Origin of the sequence: Enterococcus xiangfangensis (assembly GCF_005405365.1) — a bacterium.
Taxonomy (GTDB): Bacteria; Bacillota; Bacilli; order Lactobacillales; family Enterococcaceae; genus Enterococcus_A; species Enterococcus_A xiangfangensis.
Window position 1 is genome coordinate 38,532 of the sequence record NZ_BJDX01000010.1, and the last position, 11,557, is coordinate 50,088.

Below are 11,557 nucleotides of genomic sequence, written 5' to 3' on the forward strand. Positions count from 1 at the left end.
ATCAGCAATCATTGTCCAATAAACCGTTCCATAAAGAGACTGGCAATATTGAAATAAATCAGAACACTGGTCAAATCACTCAACGTGGTGATAAATGGACCGCTGGCGACCGCCGGGTCAAATCCTAAGCGCTCCATGACCATCGGGATCCAGCTGCCGGCCAATGTCGCTACTGTAATTGCTGCCATCATCGCTGCACCAATCACAAAGCCTAAAATAAAATTATGTTTCCAAATACCGACAATAATAAAAATCGTTATACCTGTCACGAAACCCGTCACTAACCCAGTCAAAATTTCACCGAGAACTAGCTTGCCAAAATTTTTCTCACTGTCATCAGAAATCGCTAAGCGCCGCACGGCAACCGCTAATGATTGGGTCCCAGCATTACCCGCAGTTCCTGTAATCAGTGAGATAAAAACCGCTAAAATGCTTGCTTTACTAACAAGCGCTTCGTAATGATTGATTAATGTCGCAGTCGTCATTCCTAAAAACAGCAACGTAATCAGCCACGGCAACCGTCTTGAAGCTGCTTTGACAGGATTCTCATCGACTTCATCGACATTAACCCCCGCTAAACCGGAATAATCACTAGCCGCTTCATCATCGATTACATCGATGATATCATCGACAGTCACGATTCCCAACAAATGATCTTCATAGTCTGTTACAGGCAAAGCAAGGAAGTCATAGTCACGAAATGTTTGTGCGACATCTTCTTGATCATCGCCCACGTGAACTGAGATTACCCGCTCGCTCATCACTTCAGAGACCATCGTATCGTCATCATTGATGATCAAATCACGCAGTGAGATAACTCCTACTAACTGATTGTCATCATTTACGACATAAGTATAATAGATTGTCTCCGCGATTTGAGCTTCCTTTTTCAAAACATACATGGCAGAACGAACGGTTTGATTTGCCACGATTGAAACAAACTCTGTCGTCATCAAAGACCCAGCCGTATCATCTTCATAATGAAGCAGGTCGCGGATCTCATTGGCGTGCTCAGAATCCATCAAGCTCAAGTATTTCGCTACTGGTTTTTTATCCAGCTCATTTAGCAAATCCACCGCGTTATCTGTATACATCTCAGACAACATATCAGCAGCGTATTGCGGACGCATCTCAGTCAAATACTCATCAACGTAATCATCATCTTCTTCAATGACATCAAACATGTCCGCCAACTCTTTAGGCGACAGGTATGAATACATGAGCTGCCGTTCTTCTTGGTTCAGAGATTGATAAAATTGTCCTTGATCATAAAAATGCATCTCCAAAAAGTGATCACGAAACGCCTGCAAATCATTCTGATCCAGTTCCTCCCGTAATTGTTGGAAATGTTTTTCTAGTTCTTCTTGGTTCTCATCCATCAATCTCACCTCACTCATTTTGATAAATTATTTTGCACAAAAAAACAATGCTGCTCATTTCAATATCTTTTTGATCAGCAGCAGTCAATTTTTGAATTCACTTTTTGACTAAACCTTTTTCTATTACTAACAACTTTGAAAATTCGCATCAGTGCTTGTCTTTTGATTTCTCTAGATAGATTCGGCAACTTTTTCCATATCAACAGCTAGCGGTAGTTCAAAAGATAAGTCTTCGCCAGTAAACGGATGCGGAAATGTCAGCGAGTAACAATGTAGCGCTTGCCGCTCGATTCCTAAATTCATTGCACCGGCATACAGATCATCGCCTAACAAAGGGCAGCCGATTGCTGAAAAATGTACCCGAATTTGATGAGTCCGGCCAGTGTGTAATTGAACATCCACTAACGCACATGATTGATTCCTTTTTTTCAACCAATATTCAGTCTCGGCATTTTGACCCGTTTCGATCACTTGACGCTTTAATAATGAGGATAGATCACGACCGATGGGTAAAGAAATATTTCCGTGTTTTTCTAATGCGGCTACTTCACCAGAGACTAACGCCTGATATTTTTTGATAAACTGTTTTTTTTGCAGACTCTGATCTAACTTCGCGTGGGCAAAACCATGTTTAGCAAACAACATCAAACCCGAAGTATCACGATCCAAACGCGTCACGACGTGGACTACTTGGTTGGTATAATCTTTAGCTACATAGTAAGCTTTGACACGATTAGCCATCGTTCCCCGCGGATGATACTGCGCTGGGATAGAAGCAATCCCAGCTGGTTTATTAACTACTAATACGTGCGCATCTTCAAAGACAACCTCGAGAGGCACATCATCTGCTAACAACGTCTCATGCGGTTCTTCATCTGGAATCACAACAGTTACCATATCATGGGATTTTAAAGAAAACAAGACGTTTTGTTCGGTCCCATTTACTAAAATTTTCCCGCCCTTGAATTTAATTTTAGCTAGTAATTTTTTTGAAATGCCTTGGCGTTTTAGAAACGTCCGTACGAGCAAACTTTCCTGCTCCTGATAAGTCCATTTAAATTCCACAAAAATTAATCCTCTCGAATAAAGGCATCTTTTACCCGATGCCAGAAATGCATATGCCGATAAGAAGCGAAATGAATCCGTTCATCAGCGATTCTATATTTAATCGATACGATATCCTTTCGAATGATATCAAGTTGATCGATCGTAATCAAATGTTCCTCATTGCTTTTTAAGCGAACATCAATCCATTCATGAGAACCAATGATACTTGGTGAACCCAATGTTCGAAAAACGCGATTATTTAATGAAGCAATCTCTGCTAATTGCATCGCATTGATGCTTGGATGAACGACTGCTCCACCGACACTCTTATTATACGCTGTCGAGCCGGTTGGGGTAGAGATTGCTAAGCCGTCACCGCGAAAGCGTTCGAACAATTCTTCTTTAATGTACACATCCGCCACCATCGTACGGCTGCCCTTGCGGATCGTTGATTCATTCAAGGCTAAAAAATGCCGCTGATCACCGCTTCGAGTAGTCAAAATGACATCTAACAACGGATAACTGACACTTTTTCCTTGTTCGCCGCTCAAACTATTAACTAGTTCTGGCAACTCATAATCCCGCCAATCGGTGTAAAAGCCTAAATGACCGGTATGAACTCCCAAAAAGCGGACTTCATTCAAGCGATGATTGTACCGATGAAAAGCCGATAGCAATGTCCCATCTCCACCAATCGTGATCACAAGTTCCGGATCCCGTTCAACGATTTCCAAATCGTCTTTATCCGCTAATAACGCCCGCAAGCGTTGCAATACTAGAATTGATTTTTCTTCTTGATTATGGATGATTCCGATCCTTAGAGTCATGCTTTCCCACTTCTTTCTTTTGTTCCTTGCGATTAAATACATGCTGCGCTTCTTGAATTTCACCGCGAATGCTGGACATTTCTTCGTCCAATTGATAGGCCGCCTCAGCAGCACGGAATAAACGTCTTTGGATCTCTTCAGGAATTTGTCCTTTATATTTATAATTCATCGAATGTTCAATAGTCGCCCAAAAATTCATCGACAATGTCCGAATTTGGATTTCTGCGAGTAATTTTTTTTCGCCTTCCAACATTTGGACAGGGTATTCGATAACTAAGTGATATGAACGATAGCCGCTGGCTTTTCGGTTTGTAATGTAGTCTCGTTCTTGAATGATCTTCATATCATTTCGCCGCCGTAAAATTTCTACGACTAGCGGAATATCTTCCACAAACTGACACATGATGCGCATTCCCGCCATATCAGACATCTCGTCTTCTAGCCGATTCAACGGGATCCCCCGCAGTTCTGCCTTGTTGGTGATGCTTTCTACAGGTTTAACACGTCCGGTCACAAATTCAATCGGAACATGTTCTCCACTCGTTCGATATTGTTTGCGTAATCCGCGTAATTTTATTTTTAACTCAGCTACTGCCAATTCATAAGGCGCAAGAAATGTATCCCAGTCTCTCTCCATTATAGATCCCCCGCTTCTATTTCCATTCCTTACTTATCTTATCATAAACTTTCATTTCGATAGAAAAAAATGTCATATTTTTGTCTCTTAACAAATATTACAAGACGCTAACATTTTCACAAATTCAATTCTAATTGTTTGACTATTTAACACATTTTATGTAAGGATACCTAATATTAGAAGTTTTTTAAGATCAGGAGTAGAATAAATTTGAGTAAAGAAATTGAAATCGAATTCAAGAGTATGCTAACAAATGATGACTACGAACACTTGTTACATTACTATACGATTACGAACGATCAATTTGTCATACAGACGAATCTCTATTTCGATACCGCCGATTTCCAACTGAAACAACATGGTATGGGACTAAGAATTCGCCGCTTTGCCGAAAAAGCGGAAGCAACTTTAAAAGTTCCCCAAACGATCGGTCTTTTAGAAATCACCGACACACTCACCCTTGCTGATACAGAGCAAGCGTTGCAAAATAATCAATTCACCTCCCAGGCTACAGAAATATTAGCGCAACTGCGCAATCTGGCTATTTCCTTAACTGACTTGCAGTTGATTGGACAATTGACGACGAAAAGAGTCGAGTTCATGATCCCAGAAGGAAAACTAGCTTTAGATGAAAGCTGGTACAGTGACCAGCATGACTTTGAATTGGAAATAGAAGTTGCCGATGCTAGTTATGGTGAAGCTGAATTTAAACAATTGCTGAAAAAATTTCAGCTGCCTTATCGAAAAACACAAAATAAAATTGTTCGTGCCGTCGCTGCACAACAGAAACGGGATAAAAAGACGGAGGGATTCCAGTGATAGAGATTTATTTGTTTGTTAATCCAATTGGCAAAAGTTGTTTATCGATTGAACGACGAATCATTGATTTAATCAAAGCCTACGATATAAATATCCAGCTGCGTCTGATCCCTATTATGAATTTACAGACAGTTTCAGAGTTCATGAATCGGCTGGGTGTATCGGAAAAAGATACTCAATTACGAACAGAATTATCCCAAGAAATTCATTCTGCGACACTCGATGCCAAAGCCGCTCATTTGCAAGGAAAAAAACGTGGGCGCGACTTCCTGATTGAGCTGCAAAAAGTCGTTGGTGAACAAAAACAACCTTATTCAAAAAAATTAGCTATTCAGCTTTTCAATAAGGTCGGCGGCGATTTAGAAATGTTTTTAGAAGATCGCCACTCGGACTTTGTTCAAGAAGCATTCTTAGCCGATCAGCAAATTGCCCATGAAATGAAGATTACCTCTCATCCTTCAGCGGTGATTTATAATTATGGTGAAGGGTGTGACACAGGAATTCTCATTGAAGGGTGCGACATGATTCATCATATTTTAGACACCTACAATACAAAAGAATCATTGCTCGCCTTTTTAGAGCTGCAAAATAAAAATGCGTCATTCAGGCGCTCTGAGTTTGATCATCATTTGTCACTGGTTTAAAGATATTTCCAGCCTTTTTCTAACGCTGACAGAAGATACGACAGCACTTGGGATTCTCATCGATCGCATTTTACACGATGTTTCCACATCTAAAAAATAAAAGGGAGCGTGACAAAAGTCTTGTCACGCTCCCTTTTTCCGAATAAACGGTAAGAAGCAGCTTCTTCGAAAAGATGCCGACATCTCACAAAAATTTGAAAATAATTTTTAGAAATCCCTTCTTGTTTCTTGAAGCCACCCTACCTATCATAACCTTATTTTGCTAGTTCTTTAATTTGCCTACTAACTCTTCTAATTCATCTAACCGACGAGCAAAAATTTCCATCGCATCTTCGATATAAGTTGGCTGGGTCATATCGACGCCAGCTTTTTTCATAACTTCAATTGGATAATCGCTGCTGCCTGATTTTAAGTAAGTCAAGTATTTCTCTAATGCCTCAGGCTCCCCTTCAACGATTCTTTTTGCTAACGCACTTGCCACTGAAAAACCAGTTGCATATTGATAGACATAATAGTTGTAGTAAAAATGCGGAATTCTTGACCATTCATCTTTGATTTCTTCATCGTTTACTACGATAGGACCATAATATTTCGCATTCAATTCGCTATAGAACTCACTCAAATGTTCGCTAGTCAACGGATTACCCGCTGCATCTTCAGTATGAATAAAATGTTCAAATTCTGCAAACTGTGTTTGGCGGAAAATCGTCCCTTTGAAACCATCCAAATAATGATTGATGATATAAACTTGAACTTCGGGATCTTTTTCTGTTTCTAGCAAATAACTTGTTAACAAATTTTCATTCGTCGTCGAGGCGATCTCAGCTAAGAAAATCGAATAATCACCATAGACATACGGTTGAGAATGACGTGTGAAATAACTATGGACGCTGTGTCCCATCTCATGAACCAATGTATAAAGTTCATCTAGTCGATCGTGCCAATTCAATAAAATATAGGGTTGGGTGTCATAGGCTCCGGAAGAATATGCACCGCTGCGTTTGCCTTGATTTTCAACAACATCGATCCAACGCTCTGCAAAAGCTTTCTTTACAACTTCTAAGTATTCTTCACCTAATGGGCTCAACGCAGCGAGAACTTTTTCTTGTGCTTCTTCGTAAGTGAATTTTATCGGTGAAGCAGCCAAAAGCGGTGTGTATAGATCATACATGTGAAGTTCTTCTACTCCCAGCAATTCTTTTCGTAATTCTACATAACGATGCAGCAGCGGTAAGTATTGATTGACTACTAACGTCAGTGTTTCATAAACGTCTTCTGGGATATGGTTCCCGCTTAATGCCGCTTCGCGCGCTGATCGATACCCGCGGACTTTTGCTTTATAATTATGGCCTTTAATATGGGTGCTCAATGTTGACGCAAATGTATTGCGGAATTGATGATAAACGGTGTACAAAGCCTGAAATGCTTGCTTGCGAACGGTACGATCCGTGCTTTCTAGTAACTGACCATAAACACCATGCGTCAATTGGACATCTTCGCCGGCTTCATTTTTGACTACAGGAAATTTCAAATCTGCATTATTCATAACAGAAAAAGTATCCGCTGAGCTGCCGAAGATCTCACTAGCCCCTGCTAGTAACGCTTCTTGTTCGGCTGGTAAAATATGTGCTCTTTCAGAAATAATTTGTTCAACAAAATGACGATACAAAGCTAGTTTAGGTTCTGCTTCAAAAAAGTCTTGAATCTCTTGATCTGACAGTTGCAACATTTCTGGTTCAAACCAGCTAACAGCTTCGCTAACTTGAGCGATTAAACTGGATGCTCGCGCATAAAGTGCTTGATTGCCTGTATTGGCAGTATCCTCATCATTTTTTAAATGGGCGTAAACATAAATTACTTCTGCTTTGCGATAAATATCTAACACATATTCGATCGCAGCTAAAAATTCTGCTGCTCCTTGTCCCAAGCTGCCTTTGACCGTATCGACTTCTGTTAATTCTTTAGACAACGCTTGAAATTTTTCTTCAAACGCAGCATCATCTGCAAAAATTTTAGTCAAGTCCCAAGTCAATTCAGCCGGTACTTCTTGGCGTTTTGGCAATTGTTTTGCTTCACTCATAAAAACACTCCTTACTCGTTTGCTTTTTAAGCATAACTCTCCTGGCAGTCGTTGCTCTCCCACAAATGTCGAACAAATACCGCATTGATTTTCAATCTCAATCTTACCACAATTTAGGAAAAAGTATTTTTAAAAGCTCAGCGGATCGCTGAAATTTTAGCTTTTTTTTGACAAAAAATCGCTTCAAGATAAAGTCTTTCTAAAATCTCTTGCTGATCCACCTGATGAAAGATCCATTCTTTTTGATTTTCGGCACGATAGGCTAAAAATTTTTGGAAAATAAGCGAAGCATTCTTTGCCTCTTTTTGAAACAAATAACGGAAGACCAAGAGATCTTCTTGATAAAAAAAGAAATAGCGACTGGGGAAATACATCCACTCAGGCAAAAACAACAGGTGACGGTGCTCCTGATAGAAGTAGTGCTGCAATCCCCGAATTTTGGGATTTTTTTGAACTAACTTCATACTCAACGCCAACTTCCAGCTATTTCTTTTCTCAATAGTAGGAAAAAGCGGGATTGGCCGTTCAAAAACAGTCGACTGAAAAATTTCATTTAGCGACTGTGAATAACTAGGCCAGCAAGTTTCTCGATAACTAAACTGCTCCCCTTCATAAATATGATAAAGCAGTCGAAGCTGATCTTTTTCCAACAACCATAAATGGATCCCTTTTACTTGATCGAATGAACAAAATTGCCGTTGCAAGTGTGTCAGCCGATCTGCCGGCCATAATTTCTGCCCCAACAGCCACCAATTTTGATACCCTTTTTGCTTATAACCATTGATCCGTTTAGCCAAGCGCGAACCATTTATCACGGAACATTGGATTTCTACAGCCAAATTTCCTTGCAATAAATCTGGTCGCTGTGCCAGATCAGCTAGCGGTTCTTCCATTTTCCAACCGCATTCAAAACGGCTGCCCCAGTCTAAAAACAGTTGTTTCAACTGTAAATGTTCCTGTGTTTCGCCTTCACTCAAACCAAAACAATTAGACCCGCTAATATGAGCAAAATGTGGAATCTTTATTTTTCCCGCTTTACAAATCACTGGCTCGCCGCAATCCGGACAAAAACAGTTCTTTTCATCACGCCGCGCTGAAGCCGTGATTAGCTTTTTTTCCTCCGTGTAAGCAAACAACATTTTTTTCACCTCAAAAAAAGATACGCAATTTCTCAGCTGAAAAAAATTTTTATTCATTATCTTTGATCTGATTTTTTAATGAAAAAAGGTCTGCGACTTGAGCCGCAGACCTTCAGCATCTTTCAACAACTATTTTTCTGAAAGATACTTTAGTTAAATTTTTTAATTGAAATACAAACGAGTCGTCTCAATCGCATCTTGCTTCATTAAAAGTTTCCCGTATTCTTCCAACATTTCTGTAGATACAGAAGAATCTTGCGCATACTCTAAAATCTCTGCTGTAACATCGGAAAGCGTATACTCACCAAACGTTTCAGGATCAAAGTAAACCTGCAAATAGTACGTCTCATTTAATAGATACAAATCACACCAGGCATCATCTAAAAAGTGATAGCTTGCTAATTCGATCATATCTTCAAAACTACCTAACTGAAAAACGCGTAAACGGCTTGCTTCTCCGCTGTCATCCAGACTTTCAGAGTTGGCTAAGATTTGTTGACGAATCAATTGATCAAAATCATTTGACTCGAACTCGGCAGAATCATTCATCTTATTAAGATCTTCTGGCGTCAGATTTTTACTGATAAATAGTTCTAAACCGTCATTTTTGGGAAGCACTTGAAAAGTAACTGCTTCACTGCTTTTGAACTCATCTTCAATATCGACTTCTTCTAAGATACTGTAAAAGAAAGATTCGATCTCGCGATGGTTTCCTAGTAAATCTAAGAAAGTAATTCCACGTTCAGCTAGATCTTCATTCTCAATAATAACTCGGATCGTATTCTCATTGATGTGTTCCATCTCCATATTGGCACACCTCACTTTAAAGATAGATTATATGTTCATTGTAACTGATTACTTCTAAAAGTAAAGAAAGCCGTTGAATTTTATTGAAAACTATAAATAAAAGCAACAAATCAGTTTCTATCAATGAAAAATCTTCCATTTCACCTGTTTTCTCTAACTCATCGAGTGAAAAAAAATATACTGGCCTTTTTGAATCCTAACTAGCGTTCACTTTCCATGAATCAATAACGGCAGACAAAAAAATACCCCGACTCAGCGGGGCACTACTTTTATAATCCAGCCATCAATTGGGCTTGACGTAATTCATATTGGCGAACGTCACGTGGTAAGAATCGACGAATTTCATCTTCGTTGAAACCAACTTGCAAACGTTTCTCATCTATCATAATCGGACGACGCAACAATCCAGGGTTCTCTTTAACTAAATCCAATAATTCTTTCAGTGACAATTCATCTAAATCCATATTCAACTTTTGGAAAACTTTTGAACGAGTCGAAATGATTTCTTCCGTTCCGTCTTCAGTCATTTGTAAGATGGCCTTCAACTCATCAATATTCAATGGCTCAGAAAAGATATTACGTTCAACATAAGGAATCTCATGTTCCTGCAGCCAAGCACGTGCTTTCCGACATGATGTACAACTAGGGGAAGTATATAGCGTTAACATACATATCACTCCTTTTCTTGACTCTCAATTTTTTTGTAACAGGTAATTACCACTTCCTGCTATCTGTTTCTATTATACAAAAAAAAGGTAACAAAAAAAAGAGCTGTCTTGCTTTTTTTTTACAAATATTAACGTTATTTAATCTAAAGCGACCAAATATAAGCTATCACGACACTTCGGCTGTTTTAAGATGAGAAAACAGTGGCATATTTTTCATTTAATAATGTGATATAACACATCGTATATCTGTACTATTTTTTGTTTCATTTTTAACAAACAATCGATTTTATTTTTTTTTGAATTTTTTTATCTTCTCAAAATGGAACAATATTTTTTTGTAAAAACAGAAAAACCATATATAAAACTTTATATATCAAGCTCTTTTTAGAATTATTTTAAAATAGAACAACACTTGAAATATTGCAATCAGCTTTTTATAGTTATTTTATTTTATGTTCGCCATCGTTTTCCTGTACTAGCTGTTTTGCTGAGACAACTTTCTGAGAATAGATACAGTTTTCAATTAGCCAAAAAAATAAAAAATAAATTCGTTCATTAAATAAAATTAAAACACTCTTTTTTTACCGATTTTCACCCTTCCAATCATTATTTTTCTCCTTAAGAATATTTTTGATTGATTAAGAATCATGTTTTTTTCAATAAATTAAATCCTACATAACATAACAAGTGATACCTTAGATGATACATTTTTCATTTGATTTCATCAAAACCAGTAGATTTTTGCTATAATAAAACTAGTCAAAATTTAGGAGTGAGTCGATTGATTCAAGGAATTGTATTTGATTTAGATGATACCTTATATGAACAACAGGCGCCGTTTGCTGCCGCAATTACTGCCTTATTTCCAACTTTCCCGCAAACAAAAATGAATACATTATTCATCAGCTTTCGTCACTACAGTGATTTGCATTACTTAAAATCGATCACCGGCGAATGGTCTTTAGCAAAAATGCGCTATGAAAGAATCCGACTTGCATTTGCTGATTTTGATTTTGTCCCGGCCGATTCTGAGTTGGATGCATTTCAAGGAGCCTATGATCGTGCGCTGCAATCGATCGTCCTGCCAGCCGAAATCAGTGCTTCGCTAGATTATTTGAATCAACAAGGAACTCCGATCGGAATCATTACTAATGGACCCGTAAATCGGCAAACAGATAAAATCAACGCCTTACAACTGACCAATTGGATCGATCAAGAAAATATCATCATCTCTGATGGCGTACAGATCCAAAAACCGGATCCTGGTATTTTTCGTTTAATGGAAGCAAAATTGAACTTGACGCCTGATTCGCTTTTATACGTGGGTGATAGTTTTGATAACGATGTACTCGGCGCAAAAGCTGCCGGCTGGTCTGTTTGGTGGTTCAATCATCAAAGACGAATGATCCCAAGTGATCAAACAGCAATTTATGATGACGAACTCACAAGTTTTAAAGAATTGAACAACGCCTTCATCACAAAAAAAAGTTTGCAACGCTAAGCGCTGCAA

Annotated in this window: 11 protein-coding genes; 3 read left to right on the plus strand and 8 right to left on the minus strand. The window is 38.7% G+C overall.

The features are described from left to right. Positions 1 to 8: 8 nt before the first annotated feature. From mgtE to yjbM, 4 genes are all read right to left on the minus strand, one after another. Complete coding sequence (gene mgtE / locus FFM68_RS10975; protein WP_137619440.1) at positions 9 to 1,379, minus strand: magnesium transporter; 1,371 nt, start codon at positions 1,377 to 1,379, stop codon at positions 9 to 11. A 171-nt stretch (positions 1,380 to 1,550) separates the two neighbouring features. Further along, positions 1,551 to 2,444: an RluA family pseudouridine synthase gene (locus FFM68_RS10980; protein WP_137619356.1), complete on the minus strand. Its 894-nt coding sequence runs from the start codon at positions 2,442 to 2,444 to the stop codon at positions 1,551 to 1,553. A 5-nt stretch (positions 2,445 to 2,449) separates the two neighbouring features. Then, a complete protein-coding gene (locus FFM68_RS10985; protein ID WP_137619357.1) occupies positions 2,450 to 3,253 on the minus strand; it encodes an NAD kinase in 804 nt (267 codons plus the stop codon). Beyond that, positions 3,225 to 3,890: a GTP diphosphokinase gene (yjbM, locus tag FFM68_RS10990; RefSeq protein WP_137619358.1), complete on the minus strand. Its 666-nt coding sequence runs from the start codon at positions 3,888 to 3,890 to the stop codon at positions 3,225 to 3,227. Before yjbM ends, FFM68_RS10985 begins: the two co-directional genes overlap by 29 nt. 210 nt (positions 3,891 to 4,100) lie before the next feature. Here yjbM and FFM68_RS10995 point away from each other — a divergent pair, with 210 nt between their 5' ends. Together FFM68_RS10995 and FFM68_RS11000 are read left to right on the plus strand one after the other, a co-directional pair. Further along, positions 4,101 to 4,709, plus strand: coding sequence for a CYTH domain-containing protein (locus FFM68_RS10995; RefSeq protein WP_137619359.1), 609 nt, complete (start codon positions 4,101 to 4,103; stop codon positions 4,707 to 4,709). Next, positions 4,706 to 5,353, plus strand: a complete 648-nt coding sequence (locus tag FFM68_RS11000) for a DsbA family protein (RefSeq protein WP_137619360.1) — start codon at positions 4,706 to 4,708, stop codon at positions 5,351 to 5,353. Before FFM68_RS10995 ends, FFM68_RS11000 begins: the two co-directional genes overlap by 4 nt. Before the next feature lie 262 nt (positions 5,354 to 5,615). Here the strand turns inward: FFM68_RS11000 and pepF are convergent, their stop codons facing one another. The 4 genes from pepF to spxA form a co-directional block, all read right to left on the minus strand. Then, a complete protein-coding gene (pepF, locus tag FFM68_RS11005; RefSeq protein WP_137619361.1) occupies positions 5,616 to 7,433 on the minus strand; it encodes an oligoendopeptidase F in 1,818 nt (605 codons plus the stop codon). A gap of 137 nt (positions 7,434 to 7,570) precedes the next feature. Continuing rightward, positions 7,571 to 8,572 (minus strand): competence protein CoiA, encoded by a 1,002-nt coding sequence (locus tag FFM68_RS11010; protein ID WP_137619362.1) that lies wholly within the window; start codon positions 8,570 to 8,572, stop codon positions 7,571 to 7,573. Positions 8,573 to 8,734: 162 nt separating this feature from the next. Further along, on the minus strand, positions 8,735 to 9,379 hold the full coding sequence (locus tag FFM68_RS11015) for an adaptor protein MecA (RefSeq protein ID WP_137619363.1): 645 nt from the start codon (positions 9,377 to 9,379) through the stop codon (positions 8,735 to 8,737). Between the two features lie 269 nt (positions 9,380 to 9,648). Then, a complete protein-coding gene (spxA, locus tag FFM68_RS11020; RefSeq protein WP_010739854.1) occupies positions 9,649 to 10,047 on the minus strand; it encodes a transcriptional regulator SpxA in 399 nt (132 codons plus the stop codon). A gap of 772 nt (positions 10,048 to 10,819) precedes the next feature. Between spxA and FFM68_RS11025 the strand changes: the two genes are divergently transcribed. Continuing rightward, complete coding sequence (locus tag FFM68_RS11025) at positions 10,820 to 11,548, plus strand: HAD family hydrolase (protein ID WP_244925818.1); 729 nt, start codon at positions 10,820 to 10,822, stop codon at positions 11,546 to 11,548. Positions 11,549 to 11,557 lie beyond the last annotated feature (9 nt).